This window comes from Streptomyces sp. cg35 (assembly GCF_050410835.1).
In the GTDB taxonomy this organism is placed as follows: Bacteria; Actinomycetota; Actinomycetes; order Streptomycetales; family Streptomycetaceae; genus Streptomyces.
On record NZ_CP191268.1, the window covers coordinates 8,431,981 to 8,455,412 of the forward strand.

Genomic DNA, 23,432 nt, shown 5'->3' on the forward strand with positions numbered 1-23,432 from the left:
GCGCCGACCCCGACGTCTGACCTCCGCACGGATGTGCCGGGTCAGGCGTCGGGGTCGAGGTGAGGGTCGCCCGCGAGGAGGCCGCGGGCGACGGAGAGAAGGGGCAGTTCGTGCCGCCAGGCGCGGGCGCTGGCAGGGAGTCCGCCGCGCGGAGCGGTCAGCAGACGCTGTCGGCCGGCTTGGGGTTGCCGAGGCCGAACAGCGGACGCAGCCGCAGCCCCGCCCAGGTGCCGAGAAGGGCGACGGCGCCCCAGATCCAGCCGTGGAGCGAGCCCGAGGCGATCCCCGCCAGATAGGCGCCGATGTTGCAGCCGCCCGCGAGGCGCGCGCCGATCCCCATGAGGATGCCGCCGAGGACCGCGGCGAGCGCCGTTCGGCCGGGGATGCCGCGGTGCAGTTGCCACACACCGCCGGCGGCCGCGGCGACGGCCGCGCCGACCATGATGCCGATGTCGGTGAGGCTGTTCTTGTCGGCGAGCACCGGCCCCGACAACTGGGCGGCACTGCCGGGCTGCTGCCAGTACGCCCAGGTCTCCGGAGAACCGCCGAGCGCACCCACCAGTTTGGAGCCCCACAGGGAGAAGGCGCTCGTGATGCCCCAGGCGCCGCCCGAGACGAGCAGCACACCGGCGCCCAGCACCGCGAGCACCAGGGCGCCCGCGGCCAGCGGCCACGAGCCGCGCACCGCACGGGCCAGCGTGCCGTGCGCCGAGGGCGCGGCGCCGACCGGCGGAGGATTGCGCCGGGCCTGCACGGCGCGTGCGACGAACCAGATCGCGACCAGCGCCACGATGGTCACCGCCCAGGAACCGAACCAGCCGACGTGGTCGGAGAGCAGGAACGGATCGAGCGCGGGCAGGTCGTTCCAGAGCGTGAACTGCCAGGCGGCGAGGGTCGAACCGGTGATGAACCCGAAGAGGGTGAGCACGATCGTGCTCTGTCCCGAGCCGACGGCGAAGAGGGTTCCGGAGGCGCAGGCGCCGCCGAGTTGCATGCCGATGGCGAAGAGGAACGCGCCGACCAGCAGCCCCACCCCGATCGGCCCCGCACTGGGTGCGGGCACCGAACCGAAGAGGCCACTGCCGGTGCCGATGATCAGTGCGAAGAGCGTCGCGGTGGTGCCGAGGAGCAGGGTGTGCGCCCGCAGGCCGGTGCCGTTGCCGACGGCCACGAGCTGGCGCCAGGCGGAGGTGAATCCGAACCGCGAGTGGAACAGCGCGAATCCCAGCGCGATCCCGAGCAGCAGCAGGACGCCGGGTTTGGCACCGTGCTCGACGAAGACGTAGACGGCGAGTGCCGCGCCGATGACGGCGGCGCCGGCCAGCGGCGCCCGCCGGACCGGTGGCGCGGCTTCGGCCTGCGGGGCGGGGGAGGACGTGGGGGCGGGGGAGAGCAGGGCCGCCCGGGGCGGCGCCCCAGCGGAGGGAGCGGTGGTCAAGGCAGGTCTCCGGAGGAGGGAGGGGGGAATGCCGGACTGGCGATGACGGCGCGGGATCGGCACGCCGTAGCGGCGCGACGTGTGGTCAGCGGCGACAGAGCGCGTCGTCGACGCTCCACGGCGTGGCCGCGAAGAGCGCGAGCGCCAGCTGACGAGCGGGTCCGAACATGTGCGCCACTCTAAAGACCTCGGCAAGATCGCAGAAAGGCGTCTCATATCGCGAGCAGGGCGGAGCGGCGCAGAAGAGAGCAGCACAGAGCAGCACAGAGCAGCACAGAGCAGAGCGGCGCAGGTGAGAGCTTCTGGGGTCGAGGGGGAGCAGGCGGGCCGCGCCCGGCCCGTTCAATCAGACTGACCGGTGCGTCGCACGCACGCGTCGACGACATCCCGCAGACTGCCGGTGCGGGTGAGGGCCTCCCGCTGTACGCGCGCCCCGTTCCCCTCGTGCAACAGCCGCGCCAGCCGGGACCGGGCCTCGTCGAGATCACCGGCGTCCTCCAGAGCCGGCCGTACGTGGGCGAAGAGCGACTCCACCGCGGAGGCGGCCGGCACCGGTCGCATGAGCTCCGGACAGACGAGCTCCCCGTCCAGGCCGGAACGGCTCGCGCGCCAGGCCGCGAGGCGGAGCAGGGCCACCGGGTGCGCGGCAGGAGGTTCACCGGCCCGCCACTGCCGGGCCGCCGTCTCGGCCAGGCCGCGTACCAGAATGGCCAGGAGCACGGTGGTGGACGCGTCGAGGCAGACGTCGGCCACCCTGACCTCGACGGTCGGATGGGCCGCCGAGAGCCGCGCGTCGAAGTAGATCATCCCCTCGTCGCGCAGCACGCCCGTCGCGACCATGGCGCTGATCTGCCGGTGGTACGCGTCGGCGCCGTCGAAGAGCTCCACCGGTCCCGCCGACGGCCAGCGCCCCCACACCCGACTCCGGTAGCTGCTGTAGCGGGAGTCCTTTCCCTGCCAGAACGGGGAGTTGGCGCTCAGGGCGAGCAGGACGGACAGCCAGGGCCGGATCCGGTTCAGGATCGCGACCCCCTCCTCGTCGGACTCCACGGACACATGGACGTGGCAGCCGCAGGTGAGCTGCTCCTGCGTGGTCAGCCCGAACTGCTCCTCGAGCCAGCGATGGCGCGGGCCGGTGCCGACGGTGGGGTTCACCGGAAGCGGCGAGGTGGCCAGTGCGGCGATCGCGGCGCCGAGGGTGGCCGCGTGCCGGGCGGCGGCCGCGCGCCACCGGACGATCTCCCGGGCGAGATCCGCCGTCGTATCGCACGGCCGGGTGGCGAACTCCAGCTGCTGGCGGTGGAGTTCGGCCTCGAAGACTTCGTCGGCGCCGTGCTGGTCGCGCGCGGCCATCGCCAGCACCGCGCTCGACAGGGCCCGCGGCTCCCCGCACTCACCGTCGACGAGCAGCAACTCCTCTTCGACCCCGACACTGCGCATCCGAACCGTCCCGACCGAGTAGCGGGCGCCTGCCGGCGCACCTGCTGACGTGTGGAACCGTTCTAGCAGCTCGGTGGTGCGGTACGGGGATCTGCCGGAGGCCACGACACGTCGGAAGCCGTGTCCGCCGACCCGACAGAACTCCGGACGATTCGCGGATCCGTGCGCGGATCGTCTTCCGCTCTGCGCGAGGACCGGGATCATGAGGGGGCACCATCCGCGCGCGGGCTTCAGAGAGGACGTTCATGCGGCGCAATCACTGGCTCGAGCGGATCCGCCGACTGGATCCGGACCGTGACTTCGAGGAGATATACGGCATCAGCTCCACGTACGAATTCCCGTGGGACACCATGCAGGCCCTCGGATTCGCCCTCTACCGCACGTACGCCGTGCCCAGCATCGGCCGACTGCTCAGCCGGACAGGGGAGTTCACGGACCGGACGCAGAAGCGGTACGACGACACGGTGCTCATCCTCGACGCCGTGGGCGAGCACGGCATGGACGCCCCGCGGGGGCGGGAGGCCATCCGCCGGATGAACCAGATGCACCGCGCCTACGACATCACCAACGACGACTACCTCTACGTGCTGTCCACGTTCGTCGTCGTTCCCAAACGGTGGCTCGACGACTACGGCTGGCGGCCCTACTCGCGCCACGAGGTCCGCGCCTCGACCAACTACTACCGCGCGCTCGGCGCCCGCATGAACATCCAGCACATCCCCGCCACCTACGAGGAGTTCGAGGGGTACATGGACTCCTACGAGCGCCGTCACTTCGCCTTCGACGCCGGAGGCCGCGCCGTCTCGGAGGCCACGCTGGAGCTGATGGCCTCCTGGTATCCCGGCCCGCTCGGCCCGGCGATGCGCACCGCCTCACGGTGCCTGATGGACGCGCCGCTGCGGTCCGCGTTCGGCTACGCCGATCCGCCCGCCCCACTGGAACGCGCGGTCCGCGGCGGAATGAGGCTGCGGGGCCGGCTCGTCCGCCTGCTGCCCCCGCGCCGCACACCGCGCTACGCCCGGCAGAGCAGCAATGTCCGCGGATACCCGAAGGGATACCGGGTGTCGGAGCTCGGCACCTTTCCCGGCGGCTGCCCGGCTCCTCATCAGAAGGGCGACAACCCGCCTTCAGGGGACGGGAAATGATGATGCGTCAGCACCACTGAGGTGCCGGTCGCAAGGCGGCGACCGCGCACCCGGTGGAAGATCCGCGCGGAGTTCGTGAAACGTCCGGGCAACGCCGAGGTCACGTACGAGCGGTAGACAAGATCGACGTCCGGGCGCTCGCCGCACCCGTGCCGCCCGGCCGATCCGTGTCGCCGTTCTACGTGAGGGGAACCACCCGTGAACAGGTCCACCGGAGACACCTCGACAGAGGGGGTGCCGGCGCCGACGGAGGACACCCGGCCGGGGCCGCCCCGAGAGGCGGGCGGCCCCGACGCGACGGGTCGGCCCGAGCGGCTGCGGGAGGCGCTGGGCAACCGCCAGATGTCGATGATCGCCATCGGCGGCGTCATCGGCGCCGGACTCTTCGTCGGCAGCGGGAACGCGATCCGGCAGGCCGGCCCGGCCGTGCTGGTCGCCTACTCCGCCGTGGGCGCGGTGGTCGTCCTGGTGATGCGCATGCTGGCGGAGATGGCTGTCGCCCGGCCCGAGAGCGGCTCCTTCTCCAGTTATGCCGGCCGCTACCTGGGGCCGTGGGCCGGACTGTCCGTCGGCTGGCTGTACGCCTATCAGTGGTGCGTGATCGTCGGCTTCGAGGCGATATCCGGCGCGGCCGTCGCCCACGCGCTGTTCCCCGCGGTGCCCAGCTGGCTGGCGGCGCTGGTGCTGATGCTGGCGCTGATCGCGGTGAACTTCGCGCGGGTCGAGTCGTTCGGCACCTTCGAGTTCTGGTTCGCGATGATCAAGGTGGCGGCGATCGTCGCGTTCCTCGTCGTGGGGCTGGCGGCGGTCCTCGGCACGGTCCCGGGCACCGAGGCGCCGGGCATGTCGAACCTCACCGGGCACGGCGGCTTCGCGCCGCAGGGATGGTCCGCGGTGATCCAGGCGTCCCTCGTGGTGTTCCTCTCCTTCTTCGGAACCGAGGTCGTGACGATCGCCGCGGGCGAGGCGAAGGACCCCGCCTACGCCGTGCGGCGCGGCATCAAGAGCGTGGTGTGGCGCATCCTGCTCTTCTACATCGGCTCGATCGCTCTCGTCGTCACCCTGCTTCCCTGGGACGCGGGCGCCGTGATCGAGAGTCCGTACACGGCCGTGCTCGACCACCTGGACGTGCCGTACGCCGGGACGGTCATGAACCTCATCGTGCTGACCGCTGTCCTGTCCTGCCTCAACTCCGGCCTCTACACGTCGTCCCGGATGCTGCACTCGCTGGCCGAGCGCGGCGAGGCGCCCCGCGTCTTCGCCCGGACGACCCGCCAGGGCGTTCCCGCGGTCGCCGTGCTCGTGGCGTCCAGCGCGGGCCTGCTCACGGTGGTGGCCAACTACTTCCTTCCGACCGCGGCCGTCTACCAGTTCCTCATCGACTCGTCCGGGTCGGTGGCCGTCGTGGTGTACCTGTGCATCACGGTGACGCATCTGCGCGGCCGCAGGCGTCTGGAGAAGGAGACACCGAGCACCCTCGCGCTGCGCATGTGGGCCTACCCCTACCTCAGCCTGCTGGTCCTCGTGGTGCTGCTGGTGATCATCGGAGGCATGGCGGCGAGCGAGGCGAGCCGCCGCTCCCTGCTGCTGACGCTGCTGGTCACGGCGGTGGCCTGTGCGGCCGGCGTGTGGCACGAGCGGACGCGGCGGCGCGGGCGGGAGTGAGCCGGGCCCCTGGAAGGGTTCTCAGTGGATCAGCGGCGTCAGGACGTCCAACGCGTACTCGAGCCCTTCCGGCCGGAGCGCCTCCCCGTACAGCGGAAGGAGGGGCAGGACCGCGCACCCTTCCGGGACGGTCTGGTGATCGATCTCCCAGCGGAGATCCGGTGTGCCCGGCTGCGTGGTCGCCACGACGAACAGCGGTGCGGCGCACCCGCGGCACAGGTAGTGGCGACGGCTCATGACTCCCTCTCGCGTGGACCCACGTGATGAGAGGATTCTGCGCGCTCGGCGCCGATCACGCTTCCGGAGCGGCGCGACCGGCCGCAAGGCGGCCGCACGGAGTTCCGCCTCACGGAGATCCGTAGAGATCCGTAAGGCGGAAGGGGGGCCTGATTTTGTGAGGGGTGTCGGTGACGCCGGAGCGTGCAGGCGTCCGGCGTCACCGACAGCGGTGGGGGACCAGCGCCCGTGCTCACGGGGCGCTGCCTTTCTCTTTCTTTCCGCGCTTGGGCCGGACGTGGATGCAGCGTCCGGTCACGAGTTTGAGAGCAGGGGAAACCGGGCCTCGTAGAGTGGGCGCGTCCCTGGGCGCGTCCCCGGGCGCGAGAAGAGGGCGGCGGACGGCGTCGCTGCCGGACGGCTGGGCGGGGCCATGTCGGCGATCAGGACGCGTTCCGGTAAGCGACGTGTGTCATGTGGGCGATGTTGCAGACGGCGAGGGCCCAGATGATGCCGGCGCCCCAGGCGGTGGCGGTGCCGGCGGTGGACAGCGACAGCCAGAGCACGAGGGTGACGACGCCGGCAGCCAGAGCGAGGGGGTCCGTGTAGGCGCCCAGACGAGCAGGACGAGGGCCGCCGGCGTGCCGTGCCAGCTGTACTTCACGCGCGAGGACGCCGCAGCCGAACACCGCTACTCCGCACCACAGCAGCCATTCGTTCATCGTGTTCCCCAGCAGTCCGTGCGCCGTTCATTGACCTCCACATTCTTACTCGAAGTAACCATCTCGTCGCTCTGGGTCCCGATCCGCCGATCGGGGCCTCAGCTGCCCTCGCCGTACGCCGCCGCGATTTCCTGCGGCGACGCCCACCGGCTGTACGTGGGCCCCTGCGGCCACCCTTCCGGCGAGTCCTGCCAGACCTCCTGGCGCCCGTACGGCAGCACGTCGACCAGGGCGAACAGATGGCTCAGCTGCTCGGTGCCGCGGCCGTCCGTGTGCCAGGTCCGGTACACCGTGTCGCCGTCGCGCAGGAACACGTTGACCGCGAACCCCGCGTCCGGCGGTGCGCCGACGTCGCTGCCGAACGAGCTGTTCGCCGTCGAGTACCAGGTCATCGTGTTCCCGACCTTGCGCTTGTAGGCGAGCGCCTCGTCGATCGGGCCCTGGGTGACGATCACGAACCGGGCGTCGAACTTCTCCAGTCCCGCGAGCCGGGTGAACTGGGAGGTGAAACCGGTGCAGCCGCCGCACTGCCACTCCGCGCCCGCGTGCCACATGTGGCTGTAGACGATCAGCTGCGGGTGCTCACCGAAGACTTCGGCGAGCCGGACCGGACCGTTCTCGCCCTCCAGCACGTAGTCGGGCATCTCGACCATCGGCAGCCGTCGGCGCTGGGCGGCGATGGCGTCGAGTTCCCGGGTGGCGGCCTTCTCCCGGACGCGCAGCGCGGCCAGTTCCTTCTCCCAGGTGGCGGCGTCGACGACGGGTGGCAAGGCGTTCTTCTCGGCGGACATGGTCCCTCCAGGCGGTCGGGTGCGTGTCTGGAGGTACGACTCCCCGGGCGACCGGAAGTCATCGGCGGCCGCCCAGGAACCCCGGACACGCACCTGACGTGCTAGTCCTCCGCCAGCACCACGCAGGCGCTGAGGTGCCAGGTCTCGTCCTCCTTCGCGGAGAGTTCCAGGTCCACCTCGCCGCCGGCGGAGCCGCCGTCCAGCGGGACCTCCAGCCAGGTGAACTCCCGGCCGTCGAGCTGCTCGCTCCGGGCCTTCTCGACCCCGTCCACCCGGACGATCAGCGTTCTGTTGAAGGTGTTGGGGTCCCCGGTGAGCAGATGCGCGGTGCAGCGCCCTGCGGGCAGCTTCAGCCGCAGGACGGCGGGGGCGCTGTCGCGTACGTAGTCCCGGCGCACGACGTCGAAGAGTCCGGTGTCCGTGGCGTCGGGCGTGTTGCCGACCCAGCCGAAGTCCGCGCCCTCGTGCCACGTGCCGGCGGGGGAGAGGCGGGTGTAGTCCTTCAGGACCGGTGACGAGTCGGTCCCGGCGTCCAGAGCGTGCACACAGCGGGCGGCCGGCGGGACGACGACGGCCTTGGCCCGGCTGCGCAGCGAGGCGTCGAGGACCGGCACGGAACCCGACCGCGGGCGCGCGTGCAGCGTCGCGAGCCCCGGGCCCGGCGGCGGGACGACGGCCATCTTCACCGTCTCGTCCTCCCGCGAGCCCACGTAGCAGGTCGCCTCCTCGGACCGCCAGCCGTCGGGTACGTCGAGCGTGGTCACCGTGCGCAGTCCGGAGCCGGTCGCGTTGACGATCTGCACCAGCAGTTCGTTGCGCTCACCGCCCAGCAGTGCCGTGTCGGCCGGCGCGACGACCGCCTGGATCCAGCTGCGCCGCTCGTCGCGGACGCGGCTCTGCTCGAACCAGTAGGCCACCAGGGTGTCCCGCCACTCGGCGGCCCGGTCGATCTGCTCCCCGAACAGGCGGTGCACGTCGCCGAACCGCCGGTGGTCGATGCGGCGGCGCAGTTCGTCCCAGTCCGCGCGCATGTCCGTCACCCGCGCCGCACCGGAGAAGTGCGTGTCGTAGATGTGCTGGATCACGGTCTTTCCGCTGTCCAGCCGGTGGGTGTACGGGACATGGTGCAGGAAGAGCAGCAGTTCCTCGGGGCAGCTCTCCAGCGACTCGTACGTGTCCCGCGTCGCCGGCGCGTACAGCTCGGTGTAGCCGTTGCCGGTGGCGGCGGTGCGGTCGTAGCCGATGCCCTCGCGGTCCGACTTGTGGAACTGGGTGGTCGTCGTCGGGCTTGGATCGAAGTGCCCGGTCACCGAGCCGTCCGGCGGGTGGGTGAGGTATCCGGTGCCCAGGGGCGAGGTGTAGTCCTCATAGGTGTGCCAGGAGCCGAGCAGCAGGGCGGAGACGGTGGCGACGACGTGGGCGTCGTTGCCGAAGGTCATCCGGGTCCACTCGGTGGCCAGCTCCTGCGCCGACAGGTCCGGGTTCCAGGCGAGCCGCCCGTACCCGTGGGTGTTGGCGGCGGCCAGGTGGGAGCCTGTCCAGTTCCGGGCGTCGCCGAAGTTCATCACGCCGGCGAATCCGAAGTGCTCGTAGGAGTGCACGCGGCCGGTCACGACGCGGGCCACGGTGCTGCCCTCACCGGCCTTGAGCGTGTCGAAGTCCAGGACCTCCTTCCACTGCGGCACGAGGTAGCACAGGTGGGTGGCGTGTCCGGTGTACTCCTGCGTCACCTGGAGCTCGATCATCGAGTTGGTGTGCGGCAGGGATCCGAAGAGGGGGTGGGCGGGTTCGCGGACCTGGAAGTCGATCGGCCCGTTCTTGATCTGCACGACAGCGTTGTCGGCGAACGTGCCGTCCAGCGGCGTGAAGTCGTCGTAGCCCTGCCGGTCCCACTTCGCGTCGGTGTCGTGCACGAACGCGCGCCACATCACGATGCCGCCGTACGGGCGCAGCGCTTCCGCCAGCAGGTTGGCCCCGTCGGCGTGGGTGCGCCCGTAGTCCAACGGCCCCGGCCGGCCCTCCGAGTTGGCCTTCACGAGGAAGCCGCCGAAGCCCTCGATCTTGTCGTGGATCTCCTTGGCCTTCTTCGTCCACCAGTCGCGCACCTTCTGGTCGAAGGGGTCGGCGGTGTCCAGCCCGTCCAGGTCGATGGGGGCGGCGAAGTTCGCGGTGACGTACAGCGTCACGCCGTAGCGGCGCAGCACGCCGGCCAGCGCGGACAGCTTGGTGAGGAACGGCTCGGCGAGGTATTCCGCGGGCGTGTTGACGTTGTTGATCACGGCGCCGTTGATGCCGAGCGAGGCGAGGACGCGCGCGTAGTCGGTGTACCGCTCGTCGAGCCGCGGCAGCTCTTCCCAGTCGAAGAAGGACCGGCCCGCGTAGCCGCGCTCGATCGAACCGTCGTCGTTGTCCCAGTGGTCGGCCACCCGCAGCGGCGCGGCCGGGCTCTCCTTGAGGTCGACGTGCTCCAGCGGCTGCCGGGTCTGGACGAGTCGCAGCAGGTGGAACGCGCCGTAGAGCACACCGCGGTCGGCGCGGGCCGCGATCACGGTCCAGGTCGTGCCGCGCTCGGTGACCCGGCGGATCACGTAGCCCTCGTCGCCCAGTGCGTCCAGGTCGGAGGCGGGGACGAGTGCGCGGATCAGCGCGGAACTCGTCGGGGTGCCCACGACGAGCGCCCCGCCCGAGGGGGCGTCGGCGCGCGGCTTCAGAGGTGTGCCGAGCAGTCCGGTGAGTCCGCGGACCAGCTCGTCCACCGCGGACTGCTGAAGGGGCCCGCCTCCTTGCCGGACCAGGGCTCCCAAGGCGGCCCGGTAGCGCTTGAGCTGACCGGAGTCCTCGACCCGCCGGTAGCGCAGCCACAGCTCGTAACCGTCCTCGGCGGGCAGGGCGGCCGCCGACCGGTCGGAGGTGAAGGCCGGCTGTGCCGAGGCCGGGGCGGACAGAGCGAGTGAACCGGCCACGCTTCCCAGCGCAGCCGCGGACAGGACGCTGCGGCGCCGTATTCCTGAGCTCATGTCTCTCACTTCCGTCGATGAACGAACAGTGCGCATCCAGGCCAGGACCAAGCTCCGCAACCGTCACATGCGCCACTACAGGTGTCAACGGAACCAACCACAAAGGAACATGGAAGTCTCGGGTGATCAATCGCTGTGATTCATAAGTGAGTTGATTACCTCGTGCTGCGCCCATGCTCAGGGCTGCATCAAGGCGAGATCTCTACATACGTGAACAGTGGTCGCGTATACCTACGATCAAAACTCAACAGGAAGTCAGCCGATGAGTGTCTGCTGCGGGCGGCCCGGTTCGGTGTCCCGCACGCCGTCCAGGGGCGTCTGCGCCGCACTCTTCTCCCGGATCAGGAATTCATGGCGGACGCCGTGTCTCCCCGGCCGGTCGGCCGGGGAGACACGGGCCTCATGGCCCTGCACGGAAGTCCGGCTCAGGCCACGGAAAGCCGGACGAGCCGTGCGCCGACTCGCTTCGAGCCGTCGCCGTCGCCGTCGACCTTGAACGAGACGTAGCGGGCTGTGCCGTCCGTGACGGCGAGCCGGTGAACGCGTCCCCGGCCGTCGGTCCTGCCGACGGCGCGGTACGCGATCCCGTCGCTGCTGAACTCCACCTGGGCGCCGGGAGCCCCGGGCCGCGCCCACTCGGCTTCCACGCTGCGCACCGGCAGTTCCGCTCCGAGGTCCACGACCATGCGGCCGCCCCCGCCAGGAGTCCACTGGGTGTCCGGGTCGCCGTCGACCGCGGCTGCCGGGTCGGACATACCGGCGGGCAGCGGACTGGTGGGGAAGACCGTCCTGCCGAGGGCCAGGTCGCTCTTGGGATAGGCGGCGGCGCGCCGCAGCGTGGCCGTCGTCTCCCGGCCGGCCCGCACCACCACGACCTCGCTCTGCCCCTGCGCCTCGACGCGGACACGGCAGGCGGCGCCGGACAGGCGCAGCGTCGCTCCGTCGACGACCCGGACGCGCAGCCCGGACGGCAGCGACGCCCCCGAGAGCGGAGCGAGCGTGAACCGGGGCGCGAGAAGGACGGCCTGCGCGGAGCCCAGTTCCGCGTCGTACGCGGTGCCGTCGCGGGTCACCGTCTGGACGCCCTCGAAGAACAGCTTGCGCGGCCCGGCCTGCGGCACGTCGACGCGCGCGCCGACCGCGGCGTCGGACAGGTTGAACAGGCTCAGATGGCCGTCGGTGAACGCCGCCCGCAACGCGGTGCGATCCGTCGTGGGGGCGGGCCTGTTCGCGTGGGCCCGCAGGGCGTCGGCCGAGGAGGCCGGGAATCCCTCGACCACGACGGACGCCGCGGGCCCGTCGGCCAGGATGATCGTGTCGTCCTGCACGGTCAGCGGCAGGTCCGTGCCGCGGACGACGAGTCCGGCCCGGCCGTCCACGTCGAGCCAGCCGCCGCGGCTGGACACCGCGGGGGTCGGCCAGGCGACGAGGTCGTCCCAGTGCTCCCCGTCCGTCGAGCCCTGCACGCGGTAGGCGCGCCCCGCCGCCGCCTCCCAGCGCAGCGTGACCCGGTCGACATCGTGGGCGGCGCCGAGATCCACGGCCAACCAGCTGTCCGCGCGGGAGCGATCGGCCTTGGACACGGCCCAGCGGGTCGCCGTGTCGCCGTCGACCGCCAGGCCCGGGCCCTTGCCGGTGTCGGAGGAGGACGCCGTCGCCGTCCCGCCCCGGGCGAGGTCCGCGGTGTCCGCGCCGCCGTGGATCTCGACGGCGTACAGCGAGTACCCGTACGCCGGATCGGGGCGGACGCCGAGCATGCGGACGTGCCGGACCGTGGTGGAGGAGAAGGCGAGTTCGTCGACGCGGCCCGTCGACGGGGCGGGGGAGGCGTCCTTGGCCTTCACCGAGGCCTCGCCCTCCTCGAACCGGTAGGCGCGGGCGCCGTCGAGGCCCGCCACACCCGGCATCGTCAGGTTGTGTATCTCGAGGTGCCCCTCCCCGGCGGAAGTGCCCTCCGTCGCGTAGACGACCGCGCCCGTGGGCAGCGTCGTGAAGCCCGCGTGGCCGCTCTCCAGACGCAGCATCGTCGCGCTGCCGTCGTAGCCGTCGCGCACGGACTCGTACAGCCGCACCGTCCGCCCGGAGACCTTGCCCGCCGTCGTCGGCAGGAACATCGGGGTGGCGCCGCTGAGCCGGAACAGCCAGTTGTCGTGGGCGGGCTGCCAGGCGAACTTCACGAAGCCGGACTTGCTGACCGCGCCCGACCACGCCGCGGAGGACTGGTGGGAGACGAGGCCGGGGCCCGGTCCGAAGTCGGTCACGCCGGAGCCCCGCTCGAACAGCTCGGCGCGCGAGAGCGGCCGCACCGCACGGCCGGCCGCGGCCGCCCACACGTGCAGCAGATAGCTGATGGCGATCTCCGCCCGCGCCTCCGGCTCGTACTTGGGCTCGCCCGAGAACTTGGCCAGCCGGTACTCGGGCGGGTACTTCTGGTAGGCCTCCAGGCGGTCGGCGAGCTCCTGCTCCGCGCGTGCCGCCGCGCGGTCGCCCGTCACCTGGGCCAGGAAGGCGAGCGGGATCACGTCCCTGCCGTAGAGATGCTCGCGGTCGTTCACCATCGGCATCAGCGGCTCACCGGCGTCGCTCATCACGCCAAGCAGGGTGTGCCACAGCGGGCTCGCGTTGGGCTGCCGGGTGAGGACCTCGGGCAACGGCCGCCCGGCCGCGAGAAAGTGGGCCGCGTTGCGACCGGAGGTGCGCCACAGCTCCTCCTGGTAGTGCGGGCCGAAGGAGCCGTGGTTCTCGACGATGAACGTGTCGTACAGGTTGCGCGCCGTGTTGTCGGAGACGGGCACGCCGTCCACGCGGGCCGGGTTGGCGAGGTCGGCCTGCGGCAGACCGGCCTCGTTGCGCGACCACGTCCCGTAGGCGGACGCCCAGGCGGACCGGCGGTCGTCGCCGGGGGCCCAGGCCAGAGCGGGCGCGAGCGTCTGCGCGTACAGGCCCATCTCCTCCAGCTTGGTGTCTCCCACATGGCCGCCGTTCAACCCGTTGGGGGTCCAGTCGCCCGAGTCGGGGTCGTCGCCCGTGCCCAACGCCGTCGTGTAGGCGGCCTGTTCGCGCGTGATGGTGTCGATGCGGGCGCGTGTCGTGCTGTCCAGGTCGTCCCACAGCAGGCGTGCCGCGAGCACGAAGTACGACTGGAACGTGGTGTCGAAGAACAGCTTGCGGCCCCACTCGGTGCCGCCGGTGAGCCGGTTGGTGGCGGCGAAGCGACGGATCGTGGCGAGGGTGCGCTCCTTGAGCGTCGCGCGGTCGACACCGGCCCGGTCGCTGTCGTACGTGCCGTGGGTGAGCAGGACCGCGTGCCCGAGGACCACCGCGAAGCCGAAGTCCTTGCCGGTGTAGGCCCCCTGGGACGCGTCCCACTGGGTCTCGGACCAGTGGGTGTGGTCGAGCAGGACGCGGTGGTAGATCGCCGCGATCGCGTCCGGAGGAGTGCCGGTGCCGTCGTCCGCCCGCGCCGGAGTGGTCCCGAGCGTCGCGGGAAGAGCGGTCAAGGCGCCGGTGATACCGAGGAGTTGGAGAAATCTCCGGCGGTCGACCTCGGGAAGTGCGTGCGGCACGGCTGGGTCCTCTCGGGTGGACAACGTTGTCAAGGAGGGGGTGGCGCTCATTCTTGAGTGATGCGGTGAGAGGCGTCAACGGGTGTGACGTGCGAGATCCGCGACCGGTCCGCAGCGGTGGCTTGCTGGATGCGGCTGCCGGGGTGGGTCTGGTCGTGCGGCATGGGGCGGCTGTCGATGACCGCGCGGGGTGCGGTCGTGAGGCCGTGCGGTCGTGCGGGGAGGGCCGGTCCGTTCCGTTTCCTCGGGGCTGGTTCGGGGAGTGCCTGACGAACTGTGGGTAATGGTTATACGCTCCGTGAAGCGGTCGTCGGTCGGCCGCTGCGGCTCCCTGTCCCCGGGCCACCCCTGCGCCGCCCATGGGCCCGCTGGAGCCGCGACGCCGACGATACGCGGTTCCAGCTCGCTGCCCTGTCGCGTGCTGAGCGGAGCTGCCTCCCGCACTCTCCGCCCCGCACAGGGCACACGCGCGAGGGAGGGACGAGAGAGTCGTCCCTCCCTCGCGTGCGGCGATGAATGCGCTTGTGTTCGGCGGGCGGAGTGATCGCGTGCCTCGTCCTCCGGCCGGCCGACGGCAAGGTCACCGGGCGCGAGGCCGAGCGGCTGATCGACGCCCTCGAGCGTGAGCGGCCCGAGTCGTCGCCGGGGTCCGGCGCACCAGCCTCATCCCTCTGGCGTCCCTGACCGAGGTCGCCGCGGAGCTGAACAGGGCGGGCTCCCGGTCGACCTCGTCGAACTCGAGCCGCAGGGCCTCGAGGACATCGTCGACCAGCTCGACGATGCGGGCGTTCGGCCCCGTTCACTCACGAGACCCCGGACATGCCCTGGGCGGCCGCCGACGGCGGAGCGGTCGAGCCGCGCACGACGAGTTCGGGTTCGAAGAGGAGCTCTCCGGGGTGGTTCTGGGCCCCTTGGATCTGGGCGCACAGGAGGTCGACGGCGGCTCGCCCCATCGTCTCGATGGGCTGTCGTACGGTCGACAGGGGCGGCTCGGTGCAGGTCATGAAGGACGAGTCGTCGAACCCGACGACCGACAGGTCCCGGGGCACGGCGAGACCGCGCCGGCGGGCCGCCCTGATCGCGCCGAGGGCGAGCGGGTCGGACCCGCACACGATGCCGGTGACCCCGCGCTGCAGGAGGCGGGTCGCGGCCGCCTGACCGCCTTCCAGTGAGAAGATCGACCGCTCGATGAAATCCTCGGGCAGCTTCGTGCCCGCGGCCTTGGCCGCGGTCCGCGCCGCGTCCAGCTTGCGTCGGGACGGCGCATGGTCCATGGGGCCGAGGATGAGGCCGATCCGCTGGTGCCCGAGCGAGGCGAGATGGCGCCACGCCTGTTCGACGGCGACGGTGTCGTCGCACGCGACGCAGGGGAAGTCGAGGCCCTCGACCGACGCGTTGATGAAGACGACCGGGATCCTGCGTTCCGCCAGCCGGTGGTAGTGGTCGTGCGACGCGGTGCCCTCCGCGAAGAGACCGCCGGCGAACACCACGCCGGAGACCTGCTGTTGGAGCAGGAGGTCCACGTAGTCCGCCTCGGCTGCGCCGCCCTTGGTCTGCGTGCAGAGCACGGGGGTGAGCCCCCGCTGGGCGAGTGCGCCTCCGATGACCTCGGCGAACGCGGGGAAGATCGGATTCTGCAACTCCGGTATCACCAGGCCGACCAGCCGCGCGCGCTCGCCGCGCAGCTGCGTCGGCCGTTCGTATCCGAGCACGTCCAGCGCCGTCAGGACTGACTGTCGTGTGGCTTCGGAGACGCCCGGCCTCCCGTTGAGGACACGGCTGACCGTCGCCTCGCTGACCCCTACTTTCTTCGCCACCTGAGCAAGTCGTCGTGTCATGAACGCAAGACTAGCGCAAATGCTGTAAGCAATTTCCAGTCCTCGTCCTGCTTTCGTACCTGTGAAGACGGGAACCGGACGCCCTTCTGTCGCGGTGAACTGGCCGCCGCCGCTTGACCTCGCTGGATGTCTGTCGAGGATTTGCTGCACTCCATTGCGAAAGTGCGGTCCCATGTTGTCTCATTGCAGCCTGTGGGGGTGGAGATCCGTCTGCGCTCCGTCCCTCTCCCGATCCGGAAGGGGCCGGCATGAGCGCCGCCACGAGCATGCTGTTCGTCCACGCCCACCCCGACGACGAGTCGATCGGCACCGGGCTGACCATGGCCCACTACGCCGCCCTCGGCGCCCGCGTCACGCTCGTCACGTGTACGAGGGGCGAGTCCGGCGACGTGATGCCTCCGGAACTGCGGTACTTGGAAGCGGACGGCGACGCGCTCGGCTCCCATCGCGCCACCGAACTGCACGCGGCCTGCGCCGAACTCGGAGTCACCGATCAGCGGTTCCTCGGCGGCGCCGGCCGGTGGCGCGACAGCGGCATGCCGGGGACGCCGCCCAACGACGATCCCCGCGCCTTCTGGCGGGCGGGAGTGGAGGAGGCGGGCGCCTGTCTGGCGGAGGTCGTGCGCGAGGTGCGGGCCGACGTGGTCGTGACGTACGACGAGGACGGCGGATACGGGCACCCGGACCATGTGCAGGCCCACCGCGTCAGCCGGTGGGCCTTCGAGCACGCGGCCACGACGAGCGCACCGGACTCCTGGCGGCCGCGTCGCTTCTACGCCATCGCGACCCCGCTCTCCCTGCTGCGCGACTCCGTCGGGCGCGGGCCGTTCCCGACGCCGGACTCCGTCGAGGCCTACGGATTCGGCACTCCGGACGAGCGGATCACGAGCCGGGTCGCCGACGACAAGGCCTATGCCGCCAAGCTTCGGGCGCTGCGCGCGCACCGCAGCCAACTGGCCCTCGACGGCGACTGGTTCGCGCTGACCGACGGTGTCGGGCAGCCGCTCGGTGGCCCTGTCGAACACTTCGTCCGCCTGGCAGGGGAGCCGGGAAGCGGGCCGGACGGCCTTGAGGCGGGACTGACCGGCTGATCGAGGCACTGTCAACTGCCCCTCTAGGAACCGCTGTTCACCCCGTCCGTCGGCCCGGCGGCGGGTGACCGCCGCCGGGATCGGTGCCGAACGGAACGCGGGAGGTGTCAGGTCCGCTCCATGCCCAGGCGGAGCCGGGCCTCGTGGGTGATGCTCCAGTGGCCGGGCTCCGGCGGGTCCCCCATGGGTCTGATCCAGGATTCCGTGAACGCCATCAGGACCGCGGTGCGGGGCGTGTCCGTGGTGTTGCGGCCCGCCCGGTGCCAGGCCGCGGACGGAAGGACCAGCAGGTCTCCCGGATCCGCCTGGAACATGGCCGGCGGCTCGTCGAGCTCCGCGGGCGGCTGCCGGTAGCGCAGGTTGCTGCCGGGGAGGAACTCGGTCGCGCCGGTGCGGGAGTCGAACGGCGTCAGCGGCAGGACCATCTGCAGCCCGAGCAGACCGCCGCGCACCGTCTCGGGCATGTCGTTGTACGGATAGTCGATGTGCCAGCGGTCCTGCTTGCCGCCCCGGTGGACCTGGTTGAGGCTGATGTCCGAGAGCAGGGCGCCGGGACCGAGCACGCCGTCGACGAAGTCCAGCAGCCGCGGATCGGTGAACAGCTCGGTGAAGACCGGATGATGGCGGAAGACCTGCAGCACCCGCACCGACTCGGGGGTGTGCACCGCATGGTCCGACGCGAGGAGCGTGTCGGCCGCGACCCTGAGCTCGGCGACCCGGTCCGGGGCGCAGAACCCCCTCCAGCGGTGATGTCCCGTGGTCCGGAACGATTCGCGGGTGGGCGGGTGCGGCGCTGTGGACCCGGTGGTCGTGGAGGTGGGCATGCGGTTCCTTCCGTACGGGCTCGACTGCGTTTCTGGATCTACGGATTTCTGGTACGCGGGAGCACGGGGTCACAGGGCACAGATCACGGCCGCAGAGTGCGCTCCAGCCGGCGTACGGCGAGCAACAGGGCCGCCGTGCCGAGGAGCAGGAGATAGAGCGCCGGGAGAAGCAGATCCGCGCCGGGATCGCCGAGTGCGGGTCGGCGCAGCAGCTCGATGCTCTGGTAGAGGGGGAGGCAGACGACGAGGGAGCGTACGGCCTGCGGGTACACGTCCAGCGGGTAGAACGTCGTGGCGAACAGGAACATCGGCAGCATGGCCAGCTGGATGTACTGGAAGTCCTGCCAGGTGCGCAGCAGCGTCACCACGAGCAGCCCCAGGGACGCGAACGCGTACCCCACCAGCAGAGCGCCCGGCACGGCGAGCACGATCCACGGCGACACCACGAGACCGGTGGCCGCGACGACGCCGAGGAAGCCGACGGCGACCACGCCGCCCCGGATCAGCGCCCACGCGACCTCGCCCAGGGCCACGTCCCGGACCGTGACCGGGGTGGTGAGGACGGACTCGTAGGTCCGGTCGGTGCGCAGCTTGCCGAACATGGTGAACGACGTCTCGTTCATCGCGCCGTTCATGGCCGCGGTGGCGAGGAGCGCGGGGGCGACGAACGCGGGGTGGCTCACGCCCGAGGAGCCGAGACCGGGCACCTCGCCGACGAGCGCCCCGATGCCCAGGCCGAACGCGAAGAGGTAGAGGGCGGGTTCGAAGATCTCCGACACCAGGACCAGCCAGGTGTGGCGGTAGATCATCACGTTCCGCTCGACGATCACGAGGGGGCCGCGGAGCGCGGGACGCGTCAGGGCGGTCGGCATGTCGGGGAGCCCTTTCACGCGTGGAGGCAGCGGCGGTAGGTACGGCGGGCGAGGGCCAGGCCGGTCAGTGCGCACGCGGCGAGGGCCAGGACGTGCACCAGCGTCGGGCCGGGGCGCGCGGTGCCCAGGGCGGTCGCCCGGGTCAGCTCGACGCCGTGCCACAGGGGCGACAGATGGGCCACCGGCACCGCCCAGTCGCCGAGCTGTGTCACGGGCCAGAAGGTGCCGGAGCACATGTAGAGCGGCATGAGCACGAAGCGGAGGAGGGCGGTGAGCCGCGCGGGCCGGGTCACCGTGATCGCCCAGGCGGCGATGGGGGCCGCGAACGCGGCGCTGATGAGCGCCGCCTCGGCCGCGAGCGGCGCGCACCGCGCCGCCGGGAGGGCGCCGAACACGCAGGCCACGGCGGTGAACAGCGATCCGGTGACCGCGCCGCGGCAGACGACGAAGAGCAGATGGCCGTGGAGGATGTCGGTCGAGTCGAGCGGAGTCGCCGCCGCGGCACGGTAGTTGCCCGTACGGCGGGCCGACACCATGACGGGCCCGGCCGTCTCGACGTACACGGTCTGCATCGTGGCCGCGGCCAGCAGACCGGGGGCGAGATAGCTGAGGTAGGAGATGTCGTCCAGGCTCGCGGGCGCGTTGGCGTCCACGAGGCTGCCGAGGCCCGCGCCGAGCGCGGTGAGGAAGAGCAGCGGGTTGACGACGTCGATGACGAGGGTGCCGCGCCAGACACGGCGGTAGCGGTGCAGCCAGTAGCCGCACTCGCGCAGGGCGGGGGCGAGGGTGGGCACAGCTTCTCCGGTTCTCCCGGGACGACCCGGGACGAGGGGACGGGCCGCGGGGCTCAGTCCGTCAGGGCGCGGCCGGTCAGCGCGAGGAAGACGTCCTCCAGCGTGGAGCGCCGGACGAGGGTGGTGACCGGGTCGAGAGCGCGGGCGCCGACGATCGCGAGGGCTTCCTCGCCGTCGTCCGCGGAGACGAGCACCCGGTCGGGGAGGACCTCGACGCGCGCGAACAGGTCCCGCGCCTTGGCGACCATGGTCTCCCTGTCCGCCTGGGTGAACCGCAACTCCAGCACCTCGCGCGCGCAATGACGGTCGATCAGTTCTCGGGGCGAGCCCATGGCGACGATCCGGCCCGCGTCCATGACGACGAGCCGGTCGCACAGTTGCTCCGCCTCGTCCATGTAATGCGTGGTGACGACCAGGGTCACACCGTCCTGCCGGAGCCGGAAGAGCCGTTCCCACAGCAGGTGCCGGGCCTGCGGGTCGAGGCCCGTCGTCGGCTCGTCGAGCAGGACGATGTCCGGGTCGTTGACCAGGGCGCGGGCGATGGTGAGTCGCCGTCGCATGCCTCCCGACAGGGACTGGACCGGCGCCCTGGCCTTGTCGGACAGGCGCGCGAACTCCAGCAGGTGGCCGGCGCGCTCGCGGACGGTGCGGCGGGGCAGGCCGAAGTAGCGGCCGTAGATCAGCAGGTTCTCCAGGACGGTGAGCTCGGTGTCGACGGTGTCGTCCTGGGGCACGACGCCGAGCCGCGCCCGGATCTCGGGTCCGCGGGTGGCCGCGTCGAGACCGAGGATGCGCAGATCGCCGCCGGAGGGCTGTGACACGCAGGCGATCATCCGCATCGTCGACGACTTGCCGGCGCCGTTGGAGCCGAGGAGCCCGAAGGCCTCGCCTCTGCGGACGCTGAAGTCGATCCCGTCCACGGCGGTGAAGGCGCCGTCACCGCCCGAGCGATAGGTCTTGCGCAACGCGGCCGCCTGGATCAGCTCTTCCCCCGGAGCGTGTCCCACAAGGACTCCTTGTCACTTTTTCGATCGAGTCTTGCAAGAAGTCGAGTATTCAGCGCCATGATGGTCTCTGACAAGTGAAAGTAATGAACCGATCTGGCGGGCCGCGTTCCGGGCGCGGCGAGGAGGGGGAACCCGCATGGCAGAGCCGCAGGTGGTCGGGGCACGGGCCGCCCACGTGGTCCCACGGGACGTGTTCATCGTCGTCGGCAACCTCGACGAACTGGGCGGCATCAACAGCTGGGCCCACTTCACCGGCCGGCTCCTGGAGGAACGGGGGCACCGGGTCCGGATCATCGGCATCACGGGAGCCGAGCACCCGCACGCCTTCCACGGCCCGGCCCGGACCCCGTTGCGGCTCCACGACGGAGCGCCGCCGTTCACGCCGTCCGCACGGCGCGACGCCGTCCGGCGGCTGACCGGGCTGTTCAGGGCTGCGCGCGCGGGCGGCATCGTGATCTGCACCCAGGTGTGGGCGATGGAGTGGATCGCCCGCGCGGACGTCACGGGGCACCGGGTGATCGGCATGACCCATGAGTCGCACGACCTCATCCGCCGCACCGAGTGGTACGGCCCCACCCTGAAGCACTTCGCCGACACCGACCGGGTCCTGACGCTCACTCAGGAGGACGCGGACGCCTGGGCGCGGGACGGCCTCGTCGGCACCAGTGCGATGCCCAATCCCCTGACCGTCCTCCCGAAGCGGCTGTGCGACTCCACCGCGCCCGTCGTCGTCAGCGTCGGACGGCTGTCCGAGGAGAAGGGTGTCGACCTGCTCCTGGAGGCGTGGGCGCTGGTGTGCGCCGACTACCCCGACTGGGTGCTGCGGGTCTACGGCGCGGGCGCGGCCGAGGGCGAACTGCGCTACCTGGCAGGCGAGTTGAACATCGCGGAGCGCGTGCGGTTCATGGGACGGACCACCGATGTGCCGGGAGCCCTGCGGGCGGCGTCCGTGTTCGCGCTGCCCTCCCGCGCGGAGGGCTGGGGACTTGCCCTCACCGAGGCGATGGCGCACGCCCTGGCGCCGGTCGTCTTCGACTGCTCCGCGGGCGTGCGGCACCTGGTCGAGGACGGGGTCAGCGGACTGCACGCGCCCCCGGGGGACGTCCACGCGTTCGCCGCCGCGCTGACCCGCGCCATGGCCGACGAGGCCCTGCGCCGCCGGCTGGGCGCCGCGGCCCGCGCATCGGCCCTGCGCTACGAACCCCAGGGCGTGATCGACCGGTGGGAGGCGCTCTTCGACGTCCTGCACCGCCCAGGCGGCCGGCCCCGGTCCGCCTGAGGACAGGTGCAGGCCCCCGAGCCCTGTCGCCGACCTCCGTCCGAGGTGGCAACAGGGCTCGTCTCAAAGGTTCCTGATGTGCAATCAGGTCTGCAGCCACACGGCCGTGTCGCTCGGCAGCCGTCCCTGCCCGTCGAACGGGCCGCTGCTCAGGATCAGCCGGTCGTAGGCGGGGAGATCGGCGGGCTCGTCGGAGAGGTTGACCACGCAGACCAGGCCGCCCGGGCGGGTGAAGGCCAGCACACCGTCCGGCGAGGGCAGCCACGTCATCGGTCCGTCGCCGAGACCGGCGGCGGACCGGCGCAGGCGCAGCGCCGTGCGGTAGAGGTTCAGCATGGACTGCGGGGCGCCGGCCTGCCGGTCGACGGCGTACTCCGCCCAGTCGTCGGGCTGCGGCAGCCAGGGCTCACCGCTCGGTCCGAAGCCGTAGTGCGGGGCCTCGGCCGCCCACGGCAGCGGGACCCGGCAGCCGTCCCGGCCCGGGTCGGTGCCGCCGGAGCGGAAGTGCATGGGGTCCTGGATGCGGTCGAGCGGGATGTCCGCCTCGGGCAGCCCCAGTTCCTCCCCCTGGTAGAGGTAGACCGAACCGGGCAGGGCGAGCGTGAGCAGCGCGGCGGCGCGGGCGCGCCGGGTGCCCAGGGCCAGGTCCGAGGGGGTGCCGAAGGCCTTCGTCGCGAAATCGAAGCCGGTGTCGGCGCGGCCGTAGCGGGTGACGGTGCGCGTCACGTCGTGGTTGCACAGCACCCACGTGGCCGGGGCGTTGACGGGCGCGTGCTCGGCGAGGGTGTCGTCGATGGTGCGGCGCAGCCGGTCGGCGTCCCACGGGCAGGAGAGGAAGTTGAAGTTGAAGGCGGTGTGCAGTTCGTCGGGGCGCAGGTAGCGGGCGAAGCGTTCGGAGTCGGGGAGCCAGACCTCGCCGACGAACACACCGCCGTACTCCTCGGCGATCGCGCGCCAGGAGCGGTAGATGTCGTGGATCTCGTCCTGGTCGATGTACGGGTGCGGGTCGACGCCCTCCTCGAAGTCGGGCAGGTCCGGGTGCTTGGTGAGCAGCGCCGCCGAGTCGATCCGCACACCGGCGACACCGCGCTGGAACCAGAAGCGCAGCACGTCCTCGTGTTCCTTGCGGACGGTGGGGTGGGACCAGTTGAGGTCGGGCTGTTCCGGGGTGAACAGGTGCAGGTACCACTCGCCGTCGGGGACCCGGGTCCAGGTGGCGCCGGCGAACTGCGACGGCCAGTTGTTCGGCGGGATCTCGCCGTGCTCGCCGAGACCGGGCCGGAAGTGGAAGCGCTCCCGCTCCGGACTGCCCGGGCCGGCCGCCAGCGCGGCCTGGAACCAGGCGTGCTGGTCGGAGACGTGGTTCGGGACGATGTCGACGATGACCCGGATGCCGAGCTCGGCGGCCTCCGCGATCAGCTTCTCGGCCTCTTCGAGGGTGCCGAAGGCCGGGTCGATGGTCCGGTAGTCGGCCACGTCGTAGCCGCCGTCGACGAGCGGGGAGACGTACCAGGGGGTGAACCAGACGGCGTCGACACCGAGTTCGGCCAGGTAGGGCAGGTGGGCGCGGACACCCGCCAGGTCCCCGGTGCCGTCCCCGTCTCCGTCCGCGAAGCTTCGGGGGTACACCTGGTAGATGACGGCGTCGCGCCACCAGTTGTCGGTGCGGGACGAGGGAACAGCTGCCACGGGAGGTCCTTTCGGGCAGGTGGGACTCCGCCGCCGGC

17 protein-coding genes are annotated in these 23,432 nt (G+C 71.5%); 4 read left to right on the plus strand and 13 right to left on the minus strand.

What is annotated here, in order from left to right; translation table 11 throughout:
* Window positions 1-157 precede the first annotated feature (157 nt).
* Window positions 158-1,438 (minus strand): YeeE/YedE family protein, encoded by a 1,281-nt coding sequence (locus ACQUQD_RS38875; RefSeq protein WP_428956939.1) that lies wholly within the window; start codon window positions 1,436-1,438, stop codon window positions 158-160.
* A gap of 342 nt (window positions 1,439-1,780) precedes the next feature.
* The gene (locus tag ACQUQD_RS38880) at window positions 1,781-2,878 is read right to left on the minus strand and encodes a glutamate--cysteine ligase (protein WP_428956940.1); all 1,098 of its coding nucleotides are present in this window, start codon (window positions 2,876-2,878) and stop codon (window positions 1,781-1,783) included.
* A gap of 245 nt (window positions 2,879-3,123) precedes the next feature.
* Between ACQUQD_RS38880 and ACQUQD_RS38885 the strand changes: the two genes are divergently transcribed.
* Complete coding sequence (locus ACQUQD_RS38885; protein WP_428956941.1) at window positions 3,124-4,023, plus strand: oxygenase MpaB family protein; 900 nt, start codon at window positions 3,124-3,126, stop codon at window positions 4,021-4,023.
* 198 nt (window positions 4,024-4,221) lie between these two features.
* Window positions 4,222-5,688, plus strand: coding sequence for an amino acid permease (locus tag ACQUQD_RS38890; RefSeq protein WP_428956942.1), 1,467 nt, complete (start codon window positions 4,222-4,224; stop codon window positions 5,686-5,688).
* A gap of 21 nt (window positions 5,689-5,709) precedes the next feature.
* Here the strand turns inward: ACQUQD_RS38890 and ACQUQD_RS38895 are convergent, their stop codons facing one another.
* From ACQUQD_RS38895 to ACQUQD_RS38920, 6 genes are all read right to left on the minus strand, one after another.
* Window positions 5,710-5,925, minus strand: a complete 216-nt coding sequence (locus tag ACQUQD_RS38895; RefSeq protein WP_428956943.1) for a hypothetical protein — start codon at window positions 5,923-5,925, stop codon at window positions 5,710-5,712.
* 422 nt (window positions 5,926-6,347) lie between these two features.
* A complete protein-coding gene (locus ACQUQD_RS38900) occupies window positions 6,348-6,626 on the minus strand; it encodes a hypothetical protein (protein WP_428956944.1) in 279 nt (92 codons plus the stop codon).
* Window positions 6,627-6,724: 98 nt separating this feature from the next.
* Window positions 6,725-7,417 (minus strand): DUF899 family protein, encoded by a 693-nt coding sequence (locus tag ACQUQD_RS38905; RefSeq protein ID WP_428956945.1) that lies wholly within the window; start codon window positions 7,415-7,417, stop codon window positions 6,725-6,727.
* A 101-nt stretch (window positions 7,418-7,518) separates the two neighbouring features.
* A complete protein-coding gene (locus tag ACQUQD_RS38910) occupies window positions 7,519-10,434 on the minus strand; it encodes an alpha-glucuronidase family glycosyl hydrolase (protein ID WP_428956946.1) in 2,916 nt (971 codons plus the stop codon).
* A 425-nt stretch (window positions 10,435-10,859) separates the two neighbouring features.
* Window positions 10,860-14,051: a discoidin domain-containing protein gene (locus tag ACQUQD_RS38915; protein ID WP_428956947.1), complete on the minus strand. Its 3,192-nt coding sequence runs from the start codon at window positions 14,049-14,051 to the stop codon at window positions 10,860-10,862.
* 752 nt (window positions 14,052-14,803) lie between these two features.
* Window positions 14,804-15,838: a LacI family DNA-binding transcriptional regulator gene (locus ACQUQD_RS38920; RefSeq protein WP_428956948.1), complete on the minus strand. Its 1,035-nt coding sequence runs from the start codon at window positions 15,836-15,838 to the stop codon at window positions 14,804-14,806.
* A gap of 248 nt (window positions 15,839-16,086) precedes the next feature.
* Between ACQUQD_RS38920 and mshB the strand changes: the two genes are divergently transcribed.
* Entirely contained in the window at window positions 16,087-16,929 is an 843-nt protein-coding gene (gene mshB, locus ACQUQD_RS38925; protein ID WP_428956949.1) for an N-acetyl-1-D-myo-inositol-2-amino-2-deoxy-alpha-D-glucopyranoside deacetylase, read from the plus strand.
* A 107-nt stretch (window positions 16,930-17,036) separates the two neighbouring features.
* Here the strand turns inward: mshB and ACQUQD_RS38930 are convergent, their stop codons facing one another.
* The 4 genes from ACQUQD_RS38930 to ACQUQD_RS38945 all read right to left on the minus strand — a co-directional run bounded on the left by ACQUQD_RS38930 (window position 17,037) and on the right by ACQUQD_RS38945 (window position 20,426).
* Window positions 17,037-17,753, minus strand: a complete 717-nt coding sequence (locus tag ACQUQD_RS38930; protein ID WP_428956950.1) for a phytanoyl-CoA dioxygenase family protein — start codon at window positions 17,751-17,753, stop codon at window positions 17,037-17,039.
* Window positions 17,754-17,836: 83 nt separating this feature from the next.
* The gene (locus ACQUQD_RS38935) at window positions 17,837-18,625 is read right to left on the minus strand and encodes an ABC transporter permease (RefSeq protein WP_428956951.1); all 789 of its coding nucleotides are present in this window, start codon (window positions 18,623-18,625) and stop codon (window positions 17,837-17,839) included.
* 14 nt (window positions 18,626-18,639) lie between these two features.
* On the minus strand, window positions 18,640-19,419 hold the full coding sequence (locus tag ACQUQD_RS38940; RefSeq protein WP_428956952.1) for an ABC transporter permease: 780 nt from the start codon (window positions 19,417-19,419) through the stop codon (window positions 18,640-18,642).
* A 53-nt stretch (window positions 19,420-19,472) separates the two neighbouring features.
* Window positions 19,473-20,426: an ABC transporter ATP-binding protein gene (locus ACQUQD_RS38945; RefSeq protein ID WP_428956953.1), complete on the minus strand. Its 954-nt coding sequence runs from the start codon at window positions 20,424-20,426 to the stop codon at window positions 19,473-19,475.
* Window positions 20,427-20,562: 136 nt separating this feature from the next.
* Between ACQUQD_RS38945 and ACQUQD_RS38950 the strand changes: the two genes are divergently transcribed.
* The gene (locus ACQUQD_RS38950) at window positions 20,563-21,705 is read left to right on the plus strand and encodes a glycosyltransferase (protein ID WP_428956954.1); all 1,143 of its coding nucleotides are present in this window, start codon (window positions 20,563-20,565) and stop codon (window positions 21,703-21,705) included.
* An 84-nt stretch (window positions 21,706-21,789) separates the two neighbouring features.
* Here the strand turns inward: ACQUQD_RS38950 and ACQUQD_RS38955 are convergent, their stop codons facing one another.
* Window positions 21,790-23,394: a glycoside hydrolase family 13 protein gene (locus ACQUQD_RS38955; protein WP_428956955.1), complete on the minus strand. Its 1,605-nt coding sequence runs from the start codon at window positions 23,392-23,394 to the stop codon at window positions 21,790-21,792.
* Window positions 23,395-23,432: the final 38 nt, after the last annotated feature.